The 21,464-nt window shown below is 38.1% G+C and carries 30 protein-coding genes; 11 read left to right on the forward strand and 19 right to left on the reverse strand.

The window, feature by feature from the left end:
* Nucleotides 1-5 precede the first annotated feature (5 nt).
* Nucleotides 6-242 (reverse strand): hypothetical protein, encoded by a 237-nt coding sequence (locus tag KN1_RS13150; RefSeq protein ID WP_221288084.1) that lies wholly within the window; start codon nt 240-242, stop codon nt 6-8.
* 58 nt (nt 243-300) lie between these two features.
* Here KN1_RS13150 and KN1_RS13155 point away from each other — a divergent pair, with 58 nt between their 5' ends.
* Nucleotides 301-720 carry an HIT family protein gene (locus KN1_RS13155; protein ID WP_221288086.1) on the forward strand — a complete coding sequence of 140 codons (420 nt, stop codon included), beginning with the start codon at nt 301-303 and terminating at the stop codon, nt 718-720.
* Here the strand turns inward: KN1_RS13155 and KN1_RS13160 are convergent, their stop codons facing one another.
* From KN1_RS13160 to pyrB, 10 genes are all read right to left on the reverse strand, one after another.
* Complete coding sequence (locus KN1_RS13160) at nt 721-1,026, reverse strand: RPA12/RPB9/RPC11 RNA polymerase family protein (protein WP_221288088.1); 306 nt, start codon at nt 1,024-1,026, stop codon at nt 721-723.
* A 149-nt stretch (nt 1,027-1,175) separates the two neighbouring features.
* On the reverse strand, nt 1,176-1,643 hold the full coding sequence (locus tag KN1_RS13165) for an Lrp/AsnC family transcriptional regulator (RefSeq protein ID WP_221288090.1): 468 nt from the start codon (nt 1,641-1,643) through the stop codon (nt 1,176-1,178).
* Between the two features lie 58 nt (nt 1,644-1,701).
* Nucleotides 1,702-2,304 carry a MarC family protein gene (locus tag KN1_RS13170; RefSeq protein WP_221288092.1) on the reverse strand — a complete coding sequence of 201 codons (603 nt, stop codon included), beginning with the start codon at nt 2,302-2,304 and terminating at the stop codon, nt 1,702-1,704.
* A complete protein-coding gene (locus tag KN1_RS13175; RefSeq protein WP_221288094.1) occupies nt 2,301-2,603 on the reverse strand; it encodes a hypothetical protein in 303 nt (100 codons plus the stop codon). Before KN1_RS13175 ends, KN1_RS13170 begins: the two co-directional genes overlap by 4 nt.
* Complete coding sequence (locus tag KN1_RS13180) at nt 2,569-2,889, reverse strand: hypothetical protein (RefSeq protein WP_221288096.1); 321 nt, start codon at nt 2,887-2,889, stop codon at nt 2,569-2,571. Before KN1_RS13180 ends, KN1_RS13175 begins: the two co-directional genes overlap by 35 nt.
* Complete coding sequence (gene pyrD, locus KN1_RS13185) at nt 2,886-3,794, reverse strand: dihydroorotate dehydrogenase PyrD (RefSeq protein ID WP_221288098.1); 909 nt, start codon at nt 3,792-3,794, stop codon at nt 2,886-2,888. Before pyrD ends, KN1_RS13180 begins: the two co-directional genes overlap by 4 nt.
* A complete protein-coding gene (pyrC, locus tag KN1_RS13190) occupies nt 3,778-4,938 on the reverse strand; it encodes a dihydroorotase (RefSeq protein ID WP_221288100.1) in 1,161 nt (386 codons plus the stop codon). The genes pyrD and pyrC overlap by 17 nt, the downstream gene beginning before the upstream one ends.
* Nucleotides 4,928-5,557, reverse strand: a complete 630-nt coding sequence (locus KN1_RS13195; protein ID WP_221288102.1) for a hypothetical protein — start codon at nt 5,555-5,557, stop codon at nt 4,928-4,930. The genes pyrC and KN1_RS13195 overlap by 11 nt, the downstream gene beginning before the upstream one ends.
* 4 nt (nt 5,558-5,561) lie before the next feature.
* Complete coding sequence (gene pyrI, locus KN1_RS13200; protein ID WP_221288104.1) at nt 5,562-6,062, reverse strand: aspartate carbamoyltransferase regulatory subunit; 501 nt, start codon at nt 6,060-6,062, stop codon at nt 5,562-5,564.
* 3 nt (nt 6,063-6,065) lie between these two features.
* The gene (gene pyrB, locus KN1_RS13205) at nt 6,066-6,959 is read right to left on the reverse strand and encodes an aspartate carbamoyltransferase (protein ID WP_221288106.1); all 894 of its coding nucleotides are present in this window, start codon (nt 6,957-6,959) and stop codon (nt 6,066-6,068) included.
* Nucleotides 6,960-7,030: 71 nt separating this feature from the next.
* Between pyrB and pyrE the strand changes: the two genes are divergently transcribed.
* From pyrE to KN1_RS14850, 3 genes are read left to right on the forward strand one after another with little or no spacing between them, the layout of a single operon-like run.
* Entirely contained in the window at nt 7,031-7,618 is a 588-nt protein-coding gene (gene pyrE / locus KN1_RS13210) for an orotate phosphoribosyltransferase (protein ID WP_221288108.1), read from the forward strand.
* Nucleotides 7,611-8,273, forward strand: a complete 663-nt coding sequence (locus KN1_RS13215) for an orotidine 5'-phosphate decarboxylase (protein WP_225905706.1) — start codon at nt 7,611-7,613, stop codon at nt 8,271-8,273. Before pyrE ends, KN1_RS13215 begins: the two co-directional genes overlap by 8 nt.
* On the forward strand, nt 8,239-8,892 hold the full coding sequence (locus KN1_RS14850; RefSeq protein WP_225905707.1) for a hypothetical protein: 654 nt from the start codon (nt 8,239-8,241) through the stop codon (nt 8,890-8,892). The genes KN1_RS13215 and KN1_RS14850 overlap by 35 nt, the downstream gene beginning before the upstream one ends.
* Here the strand turns inward: KN1_RS14850 and KN1_RS13225 are convergent.
* Genes KN1_RS13225 through KN1_RS13245 form a run of 5 tightly spaced genes read right to left on the reverse strand, consistent with a single transcriptional unit; the run spans nt 8,855 to nt 12,513 of the window.
* On the reverse strand, nt 8,855-9,886 hold the full coding sequence (locus KN1_RS13225; RefSeq protein WP_221288110.1) for a phosphate signaling complex PhoU family protein: 1,032 nt from the start codon (nt 9,884-9,886) through the stop codon (nt 8,855-8,857). The two genes, KN1_RS14850 and KN1_RS13225, sit on opposite strands and share 38 nt — an antisense overlap.
* A gap of 12 nt (nt 9,887-9,898) precedes the next feature.
* The gene (gene cdvB3 / locus KN1_RS13230) at nt 9,899-10,408 is read right to left on the reverse strand and encodes a cell division protein CdvB3 (RefSeq protein ID WP_221288112.1); all 510 of its coding nucleotides are present in this window, start codon (nt 10,406-10,408) and stop codon (nt 9,899-9,901) included.
* Nucleotides 10,409-10,434: 26 nt separating this feature from the next.
* Nucleotides 10,435-10,740, reverse strand: coding sequence for a winged helix-turn-helix domain-containing protein (locus KN1_RS13235; RefSeq protein ID WP_221288114.1), 306 nt, complete (start codon nt 10,738-10,740; stop codon nt 10,435-10,437).
* 26 nt (nt 10,741-10,766) lie between these two features.
* Nucleotides 10,767-12,125: a dihydrolipoyl dehydrogenase family protein gene (locus KN1_RS13240; RefSeq protein ID WP_221288116.1), complete on the reverse strand. Its 1,359-nt coding sequence runs from the start codon at nt 12,123-12,125 to the stop codon at nt 10,767-10,769.
* Complete coding sequence (locus KN1_RS13245) at nt 12,115-12,513, reverse strand: hypothetical protein (RefSeq protein ID WP_221288118.1); 399 nt, start codon at nt 12,511-12,513, stop codon at nt 12,115-12,117. The genes KN1_RS13240 and KN1_RS13245 overlap by 11 nt, the downstream gene beginning before the upstream one ends.
* Before the next feature lie 80 nt (nt 12,514-12,593).
* Between KN1_RS13245 and KN1_RS13250 the strand changes: the two genes are divergently transcribed.
* The gene (locus KN1_RS13250) at nt 12,594-13,181 is read left to right on the forward strand and encodes a tRNA(Phe) 7-((3-amino-3-carboxypropyl)-4-demethylwyosine(37)-N(4))-methyltransferase (protein ID WP_420857169.1); all 588 of its coding nucleotides are present in this window, start codon (nt 12,594-12,596) and stop codon (nt 13,179-13,181) included.
* On the opposite strand, the gene KN1_RS13255 is transcribed toward KN1_RS13250, so the two are convergent.
* From KN1_RS13255 to metG, 3 genes are read right to left on the reverse strand one after another with little or no spacing between them, the layout of a single operon-like run.
* Nucleotides 13,104-13,742: a 7-carboxy-7-deazaguanine synthase QueE gene (locus KN1_RS13255; RefSeq protein WP_221290778.1), complete on the reverse strand. Its 639-nt coding sequence runs from the start codon at nt 13,740-13,742 to the stop codon at nt 13,104-13,106. The genes KN1_RS13250 and KN1_RS13255 overlap by 78 nt on opposite strands.
* Entirely contained in the window at nt 13,726-14,715 is a 990-nt protein-coding gene (locus KN1_RS13260) for an NOG1 family protein (RefSeq protein WP_221288122.1), read from the reverse strand. Before KN1_RS13260 ends, KN1_RS13255 begins: the two co-directional genes overlap by 17 nt.
* On the reverse strand, nt 14,709-15,050 hold the full coding sequence (gene metG, locus KN1_RS13265) for a methionine--tRNA ligase subunit beta (RefSeq protein ID WP_221288124.1): 342 nt from the start codon (nt 15,048-15,050) through the stop codon (nt 14,709-14,711). Before metG ends, KN1_RS13260 begins: the two co-directional genes overlap by 7 nt.
* Nucleotides 15,051-15,160: 110 nt before the next feature.
* Between metG and purC the strand changes: the two genes are divergently transcribed.
* From purC to KN1_RS13295, 6 genes are read left to right on the forward strand one after another with little or no spacing between them, the layout of a single operon-like run.
* Nucleotides 15,161-15,865 carry a phosphoribosylaminoimidazolesuccinocarboxamide synthase gene (gene purC, locus KN1_RS13270; protein WP_221288126.1) on the forward strand — a complete coding sequence of 235 codons (705 nt, stop codon included), beginning with the start codon at nt 15,161-15,163 and terminating at the stop codon, nt 15,863-15,865.
* Nucleotides 15,866-15,879: 14 nt separating this feature from the next.
* Nucleotides 15,880-16,149 carry a phosphoribosylformylglycinamidine synthase subunit PurS gene (purS, locus tag KN1_RS13275; RefSeq protein WP_221290786.1) on the forward strand — a complete coding sequence of 90 codons (270 nt, stop codon included), beginning with the start codon at nt 15,880-15,882 and terminating at the stop codon, nt 16,147-16,149.
* Complete coding sequence (purQ, locus tag KN1_RS13280; protein ID WP_221290779.1) at nt 16,145-16,804, forward strand: phosphoribosylformylglycinamidine synthase I; 660 nt, start codon at nt 16,145-16,147, stop codon at nt 16,802-16,804. Before purS ends, purQ begins: the two co-directional genes overlap by 5 nt.
* A complete protein-coding gene (gene purL / locus KN1_RS13285; RefSeq protein WP_221288128.1) occupies nt 16,798-18,924 on the forward strand; it encodes a phosphoribosylformylglycinamidine synthase subunit PurL in 2,127 nt (708 codons plus the stop codon). The genes purQ and purL overlap by 7 nt, the downstream gene beginning before the upstream one ends.
* Nucleotides 18,917-20,245 (forward strand): amidophosphoribosyltransferase, encoded by a 1,329-nt coding sequence (gene purF, locus KN1_RS13290; protein WP_221288130.1) that lies wholly within the window; start codon nt 18,917-18,919, stop codon nt 20,243-20,245. Before purL ends, purF begins: the two co-directional genes overlap by 8 nt.
* Before the next feature lie 5 nt (nt 20,246-20,250).
* A complete protein-coding gene (locus tag KN1_RS13295; RefSeq protein WP_221288132.1) occupies nt 20,251-21,462 on the forward strand; it encodes an amidophosphoribosyltransferase in 1,212 nt (403 codons plus the stop codon).
* Nucleotides 21,463-21,464: the final 2 nt, after the last annotated feature.

Raw genomic sequence — 21,464 nt, forward strand, 5'->3', positions numbered from 1 at the left:
AAATATCATTTAAGCACATTTCTAAGGACTCTTTTAACGTCATCTGGTAGTTTATCTCTTGAATCTACTGTCTGAACGTTAGATAAATCCTCATTCCATTCCTCTCCTTCTTCTAATTTTATATTTTTTAACGTCTGGAAAATATATATCTTTTCTCCTCTTTCATTTCTAGCTTGTTGAACTAGTATTTCCTCTCTTCCTATTTTTACAATGTATTTACTTTCGACGTTAGATATCTTCATGGTACTTCCTTTAACACTTATAGGGATTAAAGCTTTAACTTTAATGTCGGGGAAAACAATGGACTCTTGTGTATTCTGTAAAATAGTAAAAGGCGAATTGAAATCGCAGAAAGTTTATGAAGATGAAAATGTGATTGCATTTCTAGATATAAACCCGATTCATAAAGGTCATACACTAGTTATAAGTAAGAAACATTATGATAATATCTATGAAATCCCTGAGGAAGAGTTAGAAAAACTAATAGTGGTGGTGAAAAAAGTTGCAATTGCAATAAAAAAATTAGGGGCAGACGGAGTTAATATAGTCCAAAATAACGATGAAGCCGCAGGTCAACGTGTTTTTCATATACATTTTCATGTAGTCCCGCGGTATCACGGTGATAAGATTAAGATCGACACAATAGAAGATAGGACCAGATATAAGGACGAAGCTGAGATGAGAGACTATGCGGAGAAGATTAGGAGATTCCTAGTTTAACTACTCCTCTTCTGATTCTTCACTCTCTTCAAATTCCTCCCTAAGCAGTTCTAGCCCTATTTCCTTATAATATTCTTCTCTTTCTTGCTCTAGTTGATCCTCTTCAAGTTTCCTTTCCCCTTTATCGCTTACAAGTGATGTTGTAAGTACTTTATTGTTTTTATCTATCTTCTCTTTTACACTATATTCCTTCTTAGCTTTCTCGCTTAGCTCCTTTTCGTATCCGCATTTGTTGCATTTTAATACCTCCTTACCATCCTTCTTGGTCGGTACTAGTACTCCACCACATTTAGGACAGAACTGCATTAATTGGTCACCATATATTCTAGTAAAGCCTAGAAAGTGTATAAAAGGCTTTTGCTCATGTTGGCTGATCCTAGGTTAACTCCTTTATAAAACAGGATTATAATGAAGTATAATCTACGGGAATTTCACAGTAAGAAAGATATAAAAAACTAGACGATTTTAATTCTAGGATCTTCTTTAACCACGTTTAATACTATACTGGTGTGCGTTCTTTCTACCTTGGGGTTCTTTAACAAGCTTTTCAAGAAATTATCTAGGTCTTCTACATTTCTAAATTTAGCCACAATAGCGACATCATACTCTCCTACTATATCATAGACCAGGATTACATTATCTAAATTAGCTATTTCCCTTTCAAATTCCACTAAGTGTTTCCCGTCTACTTTAGCCATTATTATGCTTGTAAGGGAGTAACCTAGCTTAGAATAGTCAATTAACGCGGTAAAACCTTTGATTACTCCTTCTTGAACGAGCCTGAAAAGCCTATTATGAAGTGTTGCAGGTGATACATTCATCTCTTCAGCTAGTTTTCTTAGGCTTACTCTTGAGTCTTTTAATAATTCAATTAACAATTTCCTATCTACTGTGTCAATTTCAACACGTTTTCTATCAGACATGAAGTTCAAGATTATAATAATTTGCCCGTTAAAAAATTTTCATTTTAATAAGGGTTTGTCATACAAACTTAAGCTGAGATATACCGGCAAGTATTAACTGTATTCCAAACGCCGCTATAATGATAGCTGTAAACCTACCCGCGGCAACTGTCCCAGTTTCTCCTAAAGCTTTCACTATTAATGGCCCAACTAGCAAAGATAGGTATACTAAAATTGTGACCACTACACTACTAATAATTAACGTAAAAGGACTGTACGAAACTGAAAGAGTTACTAATGCCGTCATAGTACCCGGACCAACGAGTAATGGCGTGGCTATGGGAGTTATTAGTGCCTCTTCAAGCTTTCTGATAAACCTTAACTGTTGAAACCCACCCATAGTGTCTATTCCTAAGTAAACAAGTAAAATACCCCCAGCTATTTCTAAGGCTTGAGGAGAAATACCTAAAAAATCTAGTAAAGGTCTACCAATTATTGAAAATAATACTAAGAGGACCCCTATTGCTAGCGTTATTTTATTGACTACGAATTTCCAAGTTATCTTTTCCTCTTTAGAGGCTTCCTCATATACTGCTAGTAAGTAAGGGAGGACTGAAAAAGGATCTATAATTGCAAAAAGCTTTACCGTAATTATGGGAATTGGTGAAAATACGTCGGTCATTCTAAGAGGCTTAAGACTTCTTTGAGAATTTTAATTCTTTCCTCTTTGTTTTCAGTAAAAGAAGCTAAAACTAATTTGCTCAACAGTTTGTATATTGTAGAGATCTCTTTCTTACACTGTTCATTACTTAATTGAAGTCCGTTTATCCTGCTTTCTAAGTTTTGTAGGGAATAAAGTAACTGGGCTACTATATCTTCTTCGTCATGTTCATGCTGATGATGATGCTCACCTTCAACCTCTCTCTGGATCTCAGCTATATCGTCTTCACTCTTTGGAATCTTGTCTATCCTGAACTTCATCCTCTTCTCCTCCTTCCGTGTCTACGTTTCTTATTTCTTTCATATCAATATCTTGAATTATTAATTTATCTACGCCCATCTTAAGGTAATGCTTAATTACAATACTTATCTTACCTGCAGCCCTAACCGGTATACATTCGGTCTCAACTTCTTCACCAGTTATAAGTTTGGCTACGACTTTAGCTTCCTTTTTTGATTCACCGCAATATTCCACGTTTACTGAAGCAATCTTACCCATGTAGAGTAATGACTCTATATCTCTCCCTTTCATAGGGATTCTATTCAATTTCTCACTCCTATACCAATAACCTCTTCAATCTTTAATCCTTTCTCCTTAAGGTAGTTCCGAAAACCTAAACGTATATCATTAATTACTTGATAACCTCTATCGATTATTACAGTCCCCAACCCTACTAACTTGGCTCCGACAGCCATTAATTCTATAGCATCCTCCCACGTGAATACTCCTCCCATACCTATTATTTCAGGTTTGTATTCTTTATATACATCATGGATTATTCTAACCGCTAACGGATGAATACATTTGCCAGAAATACCGCCTGTCCCATAACTTAATATAGGTTTAAACTCTTCTTTACTAATAGCCAGCCCTTTTATAGTATTTATAAGTGTCAGACCATTAGCGCCTCCTTCTAGAGCTTTCCCAGCTAATTCTATCGTATTATCCCAAGGACCTAACTTAACGAAGACCGGAAGAGAGGTAACCCCAGACACGTTTTTAACTATCTCTAGGGTAAACTTTGAGGTTGACTCACCATACCCCTTTCTATTAGGGCTACTCAAGTTTAGTTCTAGTATTTTGACTTTCTCTCCTAAGTTAATATTCTGTCTCCTTATATCCTCAATTTTTTCAGCAGATTTCATAATATCCTCCACACCGCTTCCACCAATACTTATTATTAGATTACAATCTCCCTTGACCTGAAATTCCCTTAACGTTTCTATCCCGGGGTTGCCGAGGCCTATCGCATTCATATAACACCCTTCTTCAAGCTTAATAACGGTTGGCGGTCTATGAGGCTCTAATGGAGATAGTGTCAAGGTCTTAGTAGTTATCCCTGAAATATCGTATTTAACGCAGACGTTACTTATGAACTTAGATACCAGAGGGATAATTCCTGAACTTATTATGAACGGGTCTTTAAACTCTACATTAGCTACCTTTACCAATTATGTTCACTCCCTTAATAGGATAAACGTCTTTACCGTCATAAGCTAATTTACCTTCAACTATAACATGAGTAATTTTAGCCTCTAACGGGTAAAGGTCTAATGGTGTCTCGGTCACTTTACTAAACTTGGTTGAATATCTCCATGGTTCTCTCTTTATCACAGTAAAGTTTGCTGGAAAACCTTCTTTAATAAAACCAGATTTAATACCTACGATTTTAGCCGGGTTTTCAGCCAAGAGCTTTACAGCCTTGTTTATATCTAAGAGTCCCTTAAATACCAAGCTGTAAAGGAAAGGTGTTGTGAAGGAAACAGCAGCTATCCCAGGGGGGCATAATTCATAGTGCATTGACTTTTCTTTCTTAGTATGTGGGGCGTGGTCGCTAGCTAATGCATCAGTTTCGTGTAAGCCGATAAGAAGTAGTTCTAAGCGGGTTTTATAGTCCCTTATTGGTGGGTTAACCTTACTCAGGCAGTCCCTTTCCCCCTCGACCAACATATGGTGAGGTGTTATATCCGTGGAGAAGCCGAGGCTCTTAGCTAATCTTAAATTATCCAAGCTAGTTATGTGTGTTATATGCACCCTTCCTTTTACTAGATACAGCGAAGCCATTTCCATCCATTTAGTCCTTAACCTCCTATCAACAGTTAAGGCTAAAGGTATTTCAGGATGTAGTATTTTCAACTTTTTACTATTTTCGAGGATCGCCTTAGTCTCTTCTTTCTCTAAATCTTCTGGAAAAATTTTATAACCTGCTATGGGCAATTGATCTATTTCAGTGAACTCGTTAGTAACTCCGCTATATATTCCGAAATCCGTTCTAGAGTATAAATCGAATTCTCTTAACCTTTCTATCACCCTTTGTTTAGTGTTAACGGGTGGTAAAGTATTAGGCATGTCAAATATTGTGCCGACACCTCCATATACAGCCTCGCTTGTAGCAGTGGCTACGGTTTCTTTATAAGATAGTTGTGCTCCCCTTACATGGACGTGTATATCTATCGAAGCGGGGACTATAAGTTCGTCTTGTTTAAACTCTATGTCAGGCTTGCACGACTTTCTAATATCTTTGATGTCTCTATCGAAATTTATGCAGAGGTTAGAAACCTCACCCAGATAGTAGGCATTTCCCTTAATCCACAAGTTCCTTCACTTCCACGAAAGGCCCTTCTATGCAAGGTAGAAGACCTTTATAGTTGCATTCACCGCATACTCCTAAATTACAGTTCATTTTAACCCACCTTACATATACCAAGGCTTTTTTAGGCAGAGAGGTTATTTCACTCTCAGGTACAGAAGCTATTATCAAGTCATAATTATCGTCAAGTTTTCTAACGTTTTCAAAACCTTCTATATTACATCCGTCAAGGCAAGCTACTCTTACGGTTATACCTCTTTTGCGAAGTTCCTTTAAAATGTACCTTAAGTCAAGGAAGTTAAACTTATTTTTTATTACTCCCAATACAGTCTTAATATTTGTTATTGTAATAGGTCTACCTAGCGGTCCTTTTACTAATACGTACTTCTTGCCCGTTAACTTTGAAATGATCCTCTCGCTCTCGATATATAATGATAGATTCCTCGTATCTTCTTCATAATCCCCTACAGTTAGAGGTATTTCAGTCTCGCTAGGGAAAACTAGACTTATGTACTGTCCTAATCCAGGTTTATAAGGGTATTTCAAAATGACGTTATTCACTCCGTATGCGTGGTCAAAATGTACAGAGACTAATTGAGAATAAGTTAGTTCGCCAAAAGGCATCAACCTACACCGGTTTAGCTTGTGGGCTACCGAGGATCTGTTTTAATACGTCGTTCTCATTTATCTCTATTTCGCAATATTCACACCTCATTACAAGGGGTTTTGCCTTAATCGTCTTAAATATAGGTATTGCTTCAATATCGTTGTTAGTAATACAGTGGGGATTAGGGCATTTGAGGACTCCCTTTACAAGCGTAGGCACTTTTAGCTGTTTTTTCTCCACTACTTCATAATCCCTTATTATGTTAATAGTTGCGGTTGGTGCAATTAGTGTAATTATGTTAGCTTCGTTTTCGTTTACCTCCTTATCCTCAATTTTTACTATGTCCTTTTTACCTATTCTTTTGCTCTCTACGTTCAAGACTATTGCGACTCTAAGCCCTTCTGCACCAGTGATGTTAAGGACTTTTAATACTGCTAACGCCCTCCCTGCTGGTATGTGGTCTATTACTGTCCCATTTCTTATTTTGCTAACTAAGAGTTCTTTTTTTGTATTCACTTCCATCGCTTACTCACCCATTATTTTTGAGAGTAGCCCCATCCTTACTGGGACACCATAAGATGCTTGTTCAAAATATTTTGCTTGTTTTGTTTTGTCTACTTTCCTTTCAATCTCGTTTACTCTAGGTAAAGGATGTAGTATTATACTATTTTCTTTCATTTTTTTAACTAGGTCTAGGTTTACAATATAGCTCTCCTTAATCTTCTCGTATTCTAGCTCGTCTAAGAACCTCTCTTTCTGTATCCTTGTGACGTAAAGTACATCTATGTCTTCGATTACATCTATTATATCGGAAGTGACTCTATAAGGATAGTTTAATTCTTCTAGTATTTCATTTCTAGCCCTTAATTGGGGTGGAGAAATTAAGTACACGCCTTTAGGCTTAAACCTTGTAAGCATTCTCAGTAAACTATTTACTGTCCTAGCGTATTTTAGGTCTCCTAAAATTCCGAACGTTAATCCGTCTATTGTCCCAAAGTTTTTATATACCGTAAAAAGGTCTATTAACGCTTGCGTAGGGTGTTCATGCTTACCATCTCCAGCATTTATTACCGGTTTATCTGTAACTTCTGAAGCAAACTTAGCAGCACCATCAAACTTATGCCTGATTACAATTGCTTCTGAGTAATTATCCAGCATCCTAACAGTATCAGCCAAGTTTTCTCCTTTGGCTACAGAAGTGCCTTCACTCCCAGAAAATCCTACTACGTTGCCCCCTAGGTTTATTATAGCTTTATTAAAACTCAGATAAGTCCTTGTACTTGGCTCAAAAAAGGCTAGGGCGATTGTCTTACCTTTTAACGTCTCATTTCGAGGCTCTCTGATAAACTTTGTGGCGAGTTCAAAAATTTGGATTATTTCATCCCTCGTGAAGTCGTATGAAGAGATTATATTTTTCACAAAAGCCCTTGAAAATGGTTGTTTGGAAGATTATTTAAAGTCTTTTACGTTAAATAATTAGCCGATCAGGGATGGACTTTGCGAAAAATCTTTTAGAAAAAAGACTGCTTCTAATAGGTAATTTCATACTTACATCTGGAAAAGTAAGCCCTTATTACCTAGACTTAAGGAGGTTACCAAACTATCCGGAAATATTTAGTGATGTAACGAATAAAGCTATACAGCTTCTCAAAGGGATAGAGTTTGATATGATTTTAGGTATAGCTACTGGAGGAGTGCCTTTTGCGTCTTTTTTAGCATGTAAACTCATGAAACCGTTAGGATACATAAGGAGTGAAAAAAAGGGGTATGGTACTGACCGCCTGATTGAAGCTGATGTACAGAATAAAGAAGTAATAATTGTCGATGACGTAGTGACGACTGGAGGTTCTATATTAAAGGCGATTGAGGAAGTGAGGAAAGCTGGCGGTATAGTGAATTATGCCTTAGCAATAGTGGATAGACAAGAAGGCGCTTCAAAGAGGTTAAAGAACGTTGATGTGGAGCTTATTTCTGTATACAAGATCAGTGAGATACTCAATTATCTCCTCTCTTCAGAACTTGTTAGCGAAAGCGATAAGAAGGTAATTAAGGACTATTTGGTGAGTAATATTGAGTAGAATTATTTTAGCGTTAGATAGTGTAATAGGTCTTTCCACCCTTACAAAAATAAGGGAGTATATCTCTAGGGTAAAATTCAGTTATGTTACTCTATTACAAGGCGGGTTAGGTTATCTGAGAGAAGTATACAAATTAAAATGGGATGAGGTAATATTCGACTTGAAACTAGCGGATATAGATTCTACTATGATTAGTATAGTAAGCGCATTGAGGGACCTTTCTGATTCTTTCATATCTCATTCTTTTATAGGCTATGAAGGCGCTCTTGATTCCTTAATGACATATCTATCTCGAGAAAATAAAGGGCTTTATCTCGTATTATCTATGTCACACAAAGGGTGGAATGATTCCTTTTACCCCTATCTGAAAAATATCGCGGAAAGGGTAAATCCTAAGGGTTTTGTGGTTGGTGCTACTAGACCGGAGATGATTAAGAATGTCAGGGCAGACTTCCCGCAGAAGATAATTATTTCACCTGGTGTAGGTTTTCAAGGTGCTGAAATCGGTGACGCTATATGTAACGGGGCTGACTTCGAGATAATAGGTAGAAGTATATATTCGTCAAATGAGCCAGAAAGGATAAGTCTAGAGATAAAGGAGAAGCAGGAGGCAAAAATAAATGAGTGCAAAAAAGTTCCAAAAGATAGAAAGTAACGCACAAAGTATATTGCTTGCAAAGCTAGCCGGCCTTATCTATAAGGCAGAAGAAATCCATGAGGAAATTGGTGAAGAGCCCACAACAGATTTAGAAAAACTTTATACGGAGTCCGGAGCGGAAGGTAGTCAGAAAGGGAAGGGGAAGCTAAGCTACTTAGTTCTCTATGACGAATTTACAAAGAATTACATCAGCTTCATTAGCTCTGTTATGAGGAGTTATGCTTCTAGGACTAAAGAGACCGAGATAGAGTTTATCAATATTTTGCTGAACGACGGGAACTATATAGTCCTTGAAGGAGAAGAGGATAAAGTGGTAATTCCTCATCCATCAGCAATTTCATCTACGCATACTCATCCTAATATCTGTATTTTTTCGCATAAGGATCTCGAAACAGCGTCTTACTTGTTTGTGAAGAATTACCTATTAGTTGGGGTAACTACTGATGAATGTGCCTTGTTGATTTATAGGAGAGGGGTGTTCACGATAGAAGACCAAAAAGAATTAGAGAAGCTAGCCAAGGTCACAAAGAAGAGCAAGACGTTAGAAGAGGTACTAGGAGGATATAAGAATTCTAGGTTCAATCAGTTAGCTCTGCGGTTGGTTCGTTTTGTTTAGCTAGTAGGTCTATCGTAGCCTCAGCTATATCGATAGAGTACCTAATCGCCCTTCTAAGTGAATCCATTATTATCAGAAGGGAACCAGTTTTCTTAGGGTCGACTTGTGATGATAAAATTGACTGAGATATGGACGAGTTAGAGCCTAATAAATCATATTCTTTTTTAATAACATCGTGTGCTATATTACCGTCTTTGTTAAAGAAAGCATTTATGGATGTCTTATAAAATTCAGCGCTGGTCTTACCGTGGTCATAAACTCTTTTGTCTTCAAGCTTTTTCAGGGTACTGAGTTGCTGCAATATCCTTACTGAATGGTCAGAGATCCTCTCTATAGACTTAGCTACAGAGAATATGTTAATGAGCTGGGTAAGATTATATCCTTCGTTCTCTAAAATCTCCGAGTATTCAACTGCTAGTGACAGTTGCCTAACGGTATAAAAGTAAAACCTGTCCACATCATCGTCTCTGTCAGAGATCTCTTTGCTTAGCTCTTCGTCGCCCTCCCATAACGCGTCCATTGAGTCCCTCAGCATGTTATAAGAGATATTAAACGCTCTACTTATTGATTTTGTCAAAGATAAGTCCTTTTCATTTACTAGGAACTGTATCATCAAACTGTTAGCGTTCTCGTCTATAACCTCAGCTCCTAAGAGCCTTTTTCTTATAACGTCTTTTATTGTCTCCCTGTCATCTGCTGTAAATTTACTACAAGAGACGGTAACTAGGGAATAGCCAGCCATATAATAAGATATAATTTCCCTTATTACAAAAGACAGGTCGGGCTTACTACAGTTAAGGGTAATTATTTTCTCTTTTCTCTCGTCTGCTTCGCTACTCCTCGGTGATAGAATTAGCCTTAGTTGTTTGTCCTGTCGTATTTCAATTTCGTCTCCAGGCTTTAGGGAGTGTTCCTTTACCCAGCTTTTAGGAAGTGATATGATATATGTTGAGCCACCCGTTAATTGAATTTTTCTCACTATAGGTTTTATCATAGTCTATTTTCACTATATACTCGCTTGTGAGACTTTATATTTTTTATCGACTTCCTGTTTAGCAATATTTTCGGACTCTAAGAGTATTTTATTAGCTTCTTCTGATATGTTTGGTATAAAGGATTTATCTATGTTTATAATTGGTATCAATGAGTCTAAGATCTCATCTATAAGCGGGGTAAACTCAATCGACATACCAATATCCTTTTTTATAATTTTTACTGCCTCTAATACAGGTGCCAGATAACCCCTCAGTTCACCCAAGATTAGAACTGTCTCAAGTCTTATCTCAAGGATTTCAAGAATTACTTTAAGTTGAAATAGTTTTGAAACTATATTTTTATTCACGTCAGCTTCCTTTATATATTCTTTACTGAGATAGGGAAATCTCCCTATATTGGATAGGGATAACTGCTCTAAGTTCTTTACTCTACTATCTATTCTAGATATCCAAAAGTCTATTTTGTTAATTGTGATCTTAACATCGGCAATAAGCTCTGGTAGTGTCTTCTTCCTCCTCACAAATACTCAGATTTGAGCCTAAACATTTAAGAGGATTTAGACTCCTTAAGGAGTTCATCTAAGACGTTACTGTACATGCGGTAGAACGACGTTAATTTAAATAGTGCTCCATAGCCATCCCCTTCTTTATATACTATCTGGTTTTCAGTTAAAACTTCTAAATGGTGAGTAATAGTCTTATAATCCATAGAAAGTTGCTTAGCTATCTGATTTGCGTTCATAGGAGAGGTTTCTAACAATTTTACTATTTTTATCCTAGTACTACCCCCTCTCGAGACTAAAAAGAGAAACTTGAAAAGTTTTCTCACTTGCTTGAGCTCTTTATCACTCACTATGGGATAACAAAAGGTCAATAATGTTAATAAATCTCTCCGTAAATCCCACGTTGGGATATCTCGGTAATAACCTCAGATATCGTGGGGTGAGAGAATTGTACTCTGTAAAGATCACTCAACTTAAGAGATAATTCCATCGCTAGAGCTAGTGTATTTATGACTTCCGTAGCTCCTTCTCCTACCATGTTAGCACCTAAGATCTTCCCCGTAGAGTCTACATAAACTTTGAGGAATCCTTCTGGCTCATTAAGAGTCCAAGCTCTAGGTATCTCCTTCATGAAGACTTTAATTTCCCTCGCCTCAACACCAGCTTTTTTAAGCTCTTCCGCTGTCTGTCCTACCACCCCTATTTCTAAATCGGCAAATATTGAAGAGGGTATATACTTAGGCATTTCGTTATTCTTTCCCCCTATATTATCACCTGCTACGACTCCTTGTCTCCATGCTTTAGTTGCTGAAAGAGGTGCTCCAGCTACATCGCCTACAGCATAAACCTTAGGGTTAGACGTCCTAGCTCTGCTATCAACTTTTATATACCCTCTCTGGTCAGTCTCCACTTTTATAGCCTTGAGGTCAATACCGTTAACTACGGGCTTTCTACCTATAGTTATAACTGCTAAATCCCCCTTTACCTCTTCCGTAGAAGAAGGCGTCTGAGCAGTAAAAATTACTTTGTCCTCACTTTTTAGGATTTTCGACTTCGTATTTAAGTATATTTTAACCCCTTTTTCTTCTAATCTTTTCTTAACTTCATTAGCAACTTCTATATCTATTCCGGGTACTGGGAGTAACCTTGGCATTAATTCGATGATAGTTACGTCCTTATTCATAGCCCTAAATAGAGTAGCAAGTTCTACTCCAGCAACCCCTCCGCCCACAATAATTATATCGTTAGGTAACGAGGGTAAGTTCATCGCAGTCCAAGGGTCTACTACATTCCTCCCGTTAAGTGGGAAATCTGCCAGCGAAAGTGGTTCTGAGCCCGTCGCTATAACCGTCATATCAGTGGTAAGCGTATTCCCGTTAACTTCTATCTCGCCTTCTCTCGTTATTGAAGCTTGTCCTTTTATTACGTCAATATGGTATTTTGATAGGACTGAAGTAAAGGAATCTTTGACGTTTTTAATTATTTCATTTTTGAACAGACCTAACTTATCGTAATTAATTTCAACCTTTCCGTTGATCCAGTTTGATTTACTTGTTTTATACACGAGTTTTACAGCATCTATAAGAGTCTTTGACGGTATACACGCTCTGTTTAAACATTCTCCCCCTAGCTCTTCCTTTTCTATTATAGCTACTTTTTTACCTAGTTCAGCGCTCCTTATTGCTGTAGTTAATCCGCCTATTCCTCCGCCTACGACTACTACATCATAATTCATGACTTTCCTTATTTCTCCTCGATAGATGGGTTTTAAGCTTTTGTAAAACGCTAACCAAGTCCTTATCTAACGTCTTTAATTTTTCTTCTGGGCATAAAGAAAGGTATTCTAACTCTGTAATTACTCCGAAGTCCTCTTTTATGTCATTTAACGACCTCGAAAGGTCTATGTATGCTTTAACGAATTTTTCCCCATCTTTGCAATTTTTAAGAATAAAACTTAATAAACCTAAATCTACGACTCTTTTCCTCTTATTTTTTTCACTAACTATAATTACCCTAACTCCTATAGGTATATCGTCGTAAAGTTCCTGTAACGATATTTCGTCCTCATTGACCCTTATTACCGCTTCTTCAGCCCTTAGAAATTTTTCCATTATCTTATTCATTAATACTTTTTAGGCTCATATTACTAAAAAGACTCGTGGATGAGTGGAAAGAGTACAAAAAGAAGGCTTGGGAAAGGATAATGAGGGATAAAGAAATCGGTTACTTAGACCCAGATATATTTGATGTACTTGAGGTATTTTTTAAGAGGGAAAAGGCTTATACTCAGAGTAGTTGTAGTGGTAGGGTATCTATTGTAGATTCCTATCTTCCATGGGAAAGAAAAGATTCTACAGTAGTTTATAAGAACCACATAACCTTTTCCCTTGAGGATCTAAAGGATACTATCTCTAAGGGGTATGTAAGGAGGCTATGGCTTATCGTTCAAGGTCCTATACTTCATGTGTATACGAAAGATCAAGAGGAAGCCTGGAATATAATAAAGACAGCTAGGGGAGCCGGTTTTAAACACAGCGGGATCTTAACATCAAATAATAAAGGAATTTTAGTAGAGCTTAGGACTGGAGTAAAAATGGTTCATTATCTGTCCCCTTCTTTAAGTTATAAAGAGTTAGAGGAATTAGTTGGAATTTCACTTGAAGTATTGCAGAAAGGGAAAGAAAAGTTGAGGCGCTTAAAAGACAGTGTGGCATCATCTATAGTCGATAATCCTGTGGAGTTGGGGGAGTACTCTGAAGGGGAGACCAAGTTCCATTACAGTGTCGGCTAATTTTTTAAGTGCTTCCTTATAGTTAGGTACTCTACCATCGGGTTGTAAGATCACTCTTTCAGGGGGTATCTTGTTGTCTGTAACGAAATTAATAACTTCTTTGAGGTCTGTCTCTGGATTTAATATTACAAATTTGTAGTACGTTGGCCACTTTAGGTTTTTAAAATCATAATTAAACTTATATCCTGAGTTAGTTAGCTTAGGCGATACAGAAAAAATATCCACTAACTCCATAAGTTTTTTGGAAGGAGTTATAGTGCCACTTGTCTCTACCAGGACTTTTTGACCTAAAATATTTTTTATAGCGCCCACGAGAGGTAAAATGTCCTGAAGTAATGGTTCTCCTCCGGTAATTGTGGTAAGTGGGAGGCTTTTATGAAGTCTGGATAAAATCTCAGGTATAGTCATCAGTTCTCCTTCATATTTAAACCATGAGTATTTAGTATCACACCATATGCATCTCAAGTGACACCCCGCGAGCCTAATGAAATTAGAAGGCGTACCTATTATTTCGCCTTCTCCTTGAATCGATTGGAAAATCTCACTAATCCAGTATTTTATTTCCGATCTCATTTTTGATTAAGGATAATACATAATTTAAAAGCTCACCTATGCCCTCTCCTTTTTCCGCACTTATCTCAAACTGGGCGTTAGTCTCTGATTTTATCTCTGTGTACAAGTTCTCGTCCTTTTCGTCTATTTTATTCAAAACCGGGATCACTTTTTTGCCTAGCGACTTAACCTCTTTATAGAGGTCGATCTGCTCCTTAGAACCGTATAAGGAAGTTTTAGATACGTCAAATATGAACAGAATAATACCCTCTAAGTTCTTTATCGCATTAATAGCTTGTAATTCTATATTATTCCTTTTTGACATAGGTCTGTCAAGGATACCAGGTGTGTCAATAACCTGGACTTTATAGACCCTCATATCTATGTGTCCTACGTGGATCTCCTTTGTCGTAAATGGGTAGGAAGCGACTTCAGGTTTAGCACTTGAAATTTTCCCTACCAGAGTACTTTTGCCTACATTAGGAGCCCCTGCAATAATGATTGTAGGTAGGGATGGGTCTATGGCGTTTAACTTCCTTAGTGTTTTAGCTACTTTAATGGACCAACTTACACACTCACTTCTTTGCCTAAGGATTGAACTTACTCTTCCAACACACTGTCTCATCAACTTATTAGCTTCTTCCTCTGGATTTTTCCTGATAAGACTAATGTACTGTCTTGTAATTTTTCTTGATAACAAGACAGCCCTATTTATAGCACCTAAACACATCTTTAACTTATCAACGTCTCCGCCAGAAGCGATCTTTACCATTTCTTGGTAAAATGGGTGTAACTTATCAATCCTCGGAAACGTGTTTATAAAATCAGTATAGCGAGAGAGAGAATCTTCTAATGATTTAATTCTTCTTATTTCCCTATCCTTTACTGTAGTCCCTCCAATTGATGGTAGCTTATTAATATAAGATTTTATAAAATCTTCTACTTCGGGCGGGATTTTTATCTTTTCAAACGGGTTTAACATACTTTTGTTCCTGCGGGTACTTCCCCGTCTACTGTTATAACCCTAGGTTTTATTCCTTTCTCTTCATCTTCTTTACATCCTGCTGCCAAGAGCATACCTTGACTTTCAAACCCTCTTATTTTTCTAGGTTTTAAATTAGCAATCACTATTATTCTCTTTCCTACTATCTCTTCCGGTGTGTAAAATTCCGCTATCCCGCTAATTATTTGTCTAGTTTCAGCCCCAAGGTCTACCTCTAATCTAAGTAATTTTGTCCCTTCTATGTGTTCTGCACTTTTTACGACCCCTACTCTTAAGTCTAATTTTGCGAAATCGTCAATAGTTATCTCGCTCATGGTTACTATTTTGGTTTATCGCAAAATAAAATAATGTCTTTTACTTGGTTAAGTGAATAATTTCCCTCCATCTACAATAGATTTTTATACTATTTAATGAAATGTCGATTATGGATTTCACAAAGGTCAGTGAAGGTAAAACGAAAATAGTGTATGATTATGATAAAGACCATTATTTACTCTATTACAAAGACTCTATAACAGCGGGCGATGGTGCAAGAAAGGACGAGATACCGGGAAAAGGGGTCTTAAACGCACAGACGTCCGCGATTTTATTTAGGTTATTAGAGTCTAAAGGTATAGAAACTCATTACGTAGGGATGTATGATGAGAGGACTATGATCGTGAAAAAGTTGAAAATGATCCCAGTGGAGGTAGTCCTGAGGAATATCGCTACTGGGAGTATAGTGAAACGGCTACCCATAAAAGAAGGCGAAAGATTTGACCCACCTATAATAGAGTTCTTCTTAAAGGATGATGAGAGGCATGACCCACTTCTAAACTACTCACACATGGAATATTTTAGGTTATTTAGCAGAAAAGAAGCCGAGCAAGTAGAGGAAGTAATGAAACAAGTAAATAATGTATTATACAAGTTCTTCCTTGAAAAGGGACTTTTACTCTATGATTTTAAACTTGAATTTGGCAAATACCAAGATAGACTTGTTATAGGTGACGAAATAACGTTAGATTCGATGAGAATAAGGGAAAAAGATACTTTAAGGATCCTCGACAAAGACGTGTACAGAAAAGGTGCTGACCTAGATACAGTAAAGAAAAACTACGAGGAGTTTTTTAAGAGAATAAGCACATGAGGTAAAGAATGAAAATGATATACAACGTAGAATTAATCATCTTAAATAAGGATGGGATAAGAGACCCAGAAGGAGAAACTATACAGAAATATGTAGTGGAAAAAATAAGCAAAAATATACAGAATACAAGGGCTGGTAAATATATCCTTTTCAAGGTAGAATCGTCAAACCCCGAGGAGGCGGAAAAAGTAGTGGAAACAATAGCTGAACAAGGAAGGCTCTACAACCCAATAGTCCATAAGATTATAGTAAGGGTGATAAGGGACGAAAACAGCAGTCATTAAGTTCCCTGGCACCACTTGTGAAGTAGATGTATACAAGGCTTTAGTTGAGGCATCTGTAGACGCCGAGATTGTAAAGTTTAAGGACTTTGATCCAGATAAGTATGGAGCTGTAATCCTACCCGGCGGGTTCAGTTTCGGAGACTACCTCAGAGCCGGGAGTATAGCTGCAAGTACGGAGACTATAAAAAAAGTGAAAGAAATGGCAAATGAAGGGAAAATAATAATTGGCATCTGCAACGGTTTTCAGATCTTGGTGGAAAGCGGGCTTTTAGAAGGTGCCCTTTTACCTAATCTAAATTTGCGGTTTGTGAGTAGGTGGGTATACCTTAAAGTAGGTAGAAAAGATACAGTCCTTACTAGAGGTCTTGAAAAAGAGATCATTAAAATGCCGATAGCTCATTCTGAAGGTAGGTATTATCATAATGACCCAAGTAGGGCAGAGAGGTTCGCTGTACTCTATTATGTAGGACCGAAAGGAGAGGTAGATGAAAAATATAACCCTAACGGTTCTCTTTTAAACATAGCGTCTATTGCAAATGAGGAAGGAAATATAATAGGTATGATGCCGCACCCTGAGAGGGCCTCTTTTAAGCTTACGTCACCTGACGGAGAGACAGACGGTCTATTATTATTTAGGGGGTTAAAGAAATGGTAAAGCTCACTCTTTCCCCTTTTGAAATGGAAATAGCTAGGAAGAGGTTAGGCAGGGAGCCAAATGAAGCTGAGTGGGCAACTATAGACGCTTTGTGGTCTGAACACTGTTCCTACAAGTCGTCTAAAGTATATCTTAGGAGCTTTCCAAGTAGCGGAGAAAGAGTAGTGATGGGGATTGAGGATTGGCAGGACGCAGGAGCACTAGATGTGGGAGATGGCTGGGCTATTGTTTTGAAGTTAGAGAGCCATAATCACCCTTCTGCAATAGACCCGTTCAACGGCTCAGCTACGGGTGTAGGAGGTATAATTAGAGACATAATAAGCAAGGGTGCAATTCCTATAGCCCTCTTAGACATGATAAGGGTAGGGAATTTAAATAGAGAAAGAAATAGATGGTTGTTAAAGAATATTATTAGAGGAATAGGGTTTTACGGTAACAGTATAGGTGTACCAGTAGTCGGTGGAGAGCTTTCATTCGATGATACATACGACGATAACCCGCTAGTTGATGTGGCTGGAATAGGTGTAGTTAGAAAAGATAAGATCGTCCCCAGCGTAGTTAAACAAGCTGGGCTCAAGATCGTTATAGTTGGGCTAACCGGGTTAGACGGACTAGGCGGTGCATCCTTCGCTTCTAGGAAATTAAGCGGAGAAAATGAAATAGGTGCCGTACAAATTGCTGATCCGTTCGCAGGGAAGATAGTACTCGACGTTACACTATCCATAGCCGATAAAGTTGAAGCTATCAAAGACTTAGGCGGTGGAGGATTAGTCGTGGGAGTTACCGAGATGGCTAATGGGTTCGGTGCAGTCGTAGACTTAGACAGAGTCCCGCTCAGAGTCAGTGATCTGACACCGGAAGAGATCTTAATATCTGAAACCCAAGAGAGGATGTTATTTGCTGTAAAAGAAGAACGGGTAAAGGAAATCTGTGCTGAATTTGAATATTACGAATACCCTTGCGCTGAAATAGGGTACTTTACAGATGACAGTGTGATTAGGTTTCGTTATAGAGGCAAAGAAATAGTTAATCTGCCTTCAGAACTATTAGTATCTCCTCCTCTTTTCATGTGGGAGGTTAGAAAACATAAAAGGCCTTCAATTGAGAGGCCTAAGATTGACATAGAAGAAGCGATAAGAAAAGTAGTCTCTCATCCAGATTTTGTAAGTAAGGAATGGGCATATTCGCAGTTTGACTATGAAGTAGGGACATCAACAGTGATCAAACCGGGAGAAGCAGATGCCGCGGTAATAGCTTTACCGAACGGAAAATTATTAGCTGTTAAAGGTGACGCAAATCCGGATTTATGTGAAAATGATGCCTACGAGTGTGGAAAATACATAGTGGCCGAGGCTTATAGAAATTTAGCTACCGTAGGTGCTAAAGGGATCGGAATAGTCGATCATTTGCAATTTGGCGACCCTAGAAAACCTGAGGTATATTATACTTTTGTGGAAGCCCTAAGGGGCATAGCTGAGGCAGCAAAGTTTTTCAATACTCCAGTAGTCGGAGGTAAGGTATCATTTTATAACGAGAATAAAGAGGGTAAAGCAATAAAGCCTACACCCCTTGTAGTAATGGCAGGGCTAGTTGAGGACAAACTCCTAAGAGGTAGTATTGAAGAAGATCTAAGTATTGTAATGCTTGGGCTGGCAAGAGACGAGATGCGGGGTACTTTCCTGTCTAAACTGTATGGTAATTTCGGGGAAACTCCTAAAGTAAGGTTAAACGAAGATCTTGTTGCGAGCGAGTTAGTAGTCCAAGGGATAAACCGAGGTAAAATATTGTTTGCCAAAGACATTGGTAGGGGAGGCCTCGTTTCAGCATTATTTTCGATATTGGTAAGAGGATATGGGGTCGATATAAGGAGTAATGGGATTAAGGCTGATATAGGAGATGATTTATTAGTAAAGCTATTCTCGGAATCCACCGGAAGGTTTATAGTCCTGACAAAAGAGCCCGAATGGTTTTTAGAAAACAAAAAGGGAGTAATAGCCTCTGTGATAGGTAAGGTGACTAAGAGCAGTGGTGTACTTAAAATAGATGATAAGTCGCTCGAATTAAGTAAAGAGATCGATAATTATTATAATTATTTCTTCAGGGTGATAGAAAATGATTAAAGAACATTGTGGTATAGTAGGAGTGTGGAGTAAAGACGATAAGGCTACTTTAGTCACTTACGAGGTGCTAAAACTTTTACAGCATAGGGGTCAAGAGTCTGCAGGCATCTCGTATTTAGATAGCGGAATTAAGACCTTAAAGGGGATGGGGTTAGTAGAAGACGCTATAGACCCTATTTTCCTTAGAAATTCTAATCTATCCATTGGGCACGTTAGGTATTCCACTACTGGAAAGGGTACAATTGATGAGGCTCAACCCCTCAGTAATGGTAAAATCTCAATTGCGTTTAACGGTACTATTCCTAATTATTATAAGTTTGGGACTAGGACTGATACCGAATTTATTCTTAAAGTACTAAGTGAAAGCAATGATATAAAATCTGGAATTAGGAAACTCACCGATTTAGCTGACGGTGCATATTCAATAGTAATACTAACCTCGGCAGGTGAACTGGTCGGCTTCAGGGACCCAAAAGGGTTTAGGCCTTTAGTCCTAGGTAAAATAGGTTCCAGTTATGTTATTGCATCGGAAGACTCCGCCATAAGGCAACTGGGAGGAACAGTGGTTAGAGATATAAGACCCGGAGAGATGGTTTACATAGACAAAGAAGGAAATATTGAAAGTGAAATTGTCTCAACTAGTAGTGTTTCTTTCTGTTCGTTTGAATATATATACTTTGCAAGACCTGATTCTAAAATAGACGGAATTTCAGTTTATAATGCTAGAATTAGGTTAGGAGAGATCCTAGCCGAAAAGCATTACGTTGATGCGGATATAGTAGTCCCGATACCAGAGTCATCAATTCCCATAGCTATCGGCTATTCCAGAAAAGCTAGAACCCACCTAGAACTTGCCTTAGTAAGGAGTATGGTAGCTAAGAGGTCATTTATAATGCCAACTCAAGATAAAAGAGAGAGTGTACTAGAGGAAAAGTTCGGGGTAGTAAGTGAAGTTGTGCGGGGTAAAAGAATAGTATTAATAGATGACTCTATAGTTAGGGGTAATACTATGAAGCGGATAGTAAAACTGCTTAAAGATAATGGTGCATTACAAGTCCATGTCAGAGTGGGTTCCCCTAAAATACGTTACCCTTGTTATATGGGGATAGACTTTCCTACATCTAATGAACTCATAGCTTATGGTAGAACTGAAAAGGAAATCGCGTTTGAAATAGGGGCTGACTCAGTTGAATACCTTACTATAGAGGAGATGATAGAGTCAATAGGCAGGAGGGACTTATGTCATGCATGTTTTTCTGGGGTATATCCCCTAAAATTTTCGTATAATATGTCCCAGTTAGAATCTATATTTAAGAGGTGAACTTGATGGGTGGAATACTAGGTATATACGCATTTGATAAGATATGGAATGTAAGCAAATTCCTATACTACGGTCTAATAGGATTACAACACAGAGGCTACTCCTATAGCGGTATAACGGCTCTAAATGAAAAAGGGTTTTCTACAGTTCTAGATAATGTAGCGCCAGAGGATTTAGATATAAAGGGACTAGAGGGTTGGTCTGGCGTAGGATATAGCGGAACCAAAGGAGGTTACCCAATGGTCACGGATTACGGCGTTGCAGTCATAGATGGAGTATTGAGAGACCCAGAAAACCTCCTCAGAAGTATATATAAAGATCCAGAGAGCGGATTGAGGGAAAGTAAAGGCGTTTTCTCATTAGTCTTCTTAACAAAGGACGGCAGGATGATAGGGTATAGGGATGAGAGTGGAATAAAACCCCTCGAGATCGGTGGGTTCGGGTTTGACTTAGCGATACTGTCTTCAGAGACCTCAGGGATCTCTGTAATAGGTGGTGAGTTTAAGAGAGAGATCGCGCCAGGTGAAATGGTCTATATAGACCAATACAGTGTCTCTTACGCTAAAATAAAGGAAGCTAAACCTCAGTATTGTTCCATAGACATTATTTATCAGAGCAGGATCGACAGTCACGTGTTCAATGCTGATATATACGATATCAGGGTAAAGATAGGTGAACAATTAGCTTCTGAGAGGAAGATAGAAGCTGATGTTGTCATCGGGGTACCGGATACAGCTATCCCATATGCGATCGGATATTCAAGGAAGACCGGGATACCTTTCGCATTAGGCTTTACAAGGACCGGGAGTCCTATAAGGACGATGCTAGCATCAGACGAGTTTCTTAAGGTTATCGGCGTTCAACTTAAACTTAATCCAATAAAGGCTTCTGTAAAAGGAAAGAGGATCGTTTTAATAGACGACTCTATGGTCACCGGCAGGACATTAAAGAATACAATTTTCAGTTTAAGGTCTTTAGGGGCTAAGGAAGTCCACGTCCTGATAGGTAGTCCCAAGCTCGTGTCTTATTGCCCTTACGGTATGGAAGTGCCTGAAGAAAAAGACCTCATTGCTGCTAACCTGACGGATGAAGAGATATCAAAGGTTATCGGTGCGGACTCAATTTACTGGTTAAGCCTAGAAGGGCTATATAAAGTAATAGGTCATAGGAATTTATGCGTAGGGTGTATGACCAAATTTTACCCTAAGGAGGTGTAAAG

It is taken from the genome of Stygiolobus caldivivus, assembly GCF_019704315.1.
Lineage (GTDB): Archaea > Thermoproteota > Thermoprotei_A > Sulfolobales > Sulfolobaceae > Stygiolobus > Stygiolobus caldivivus.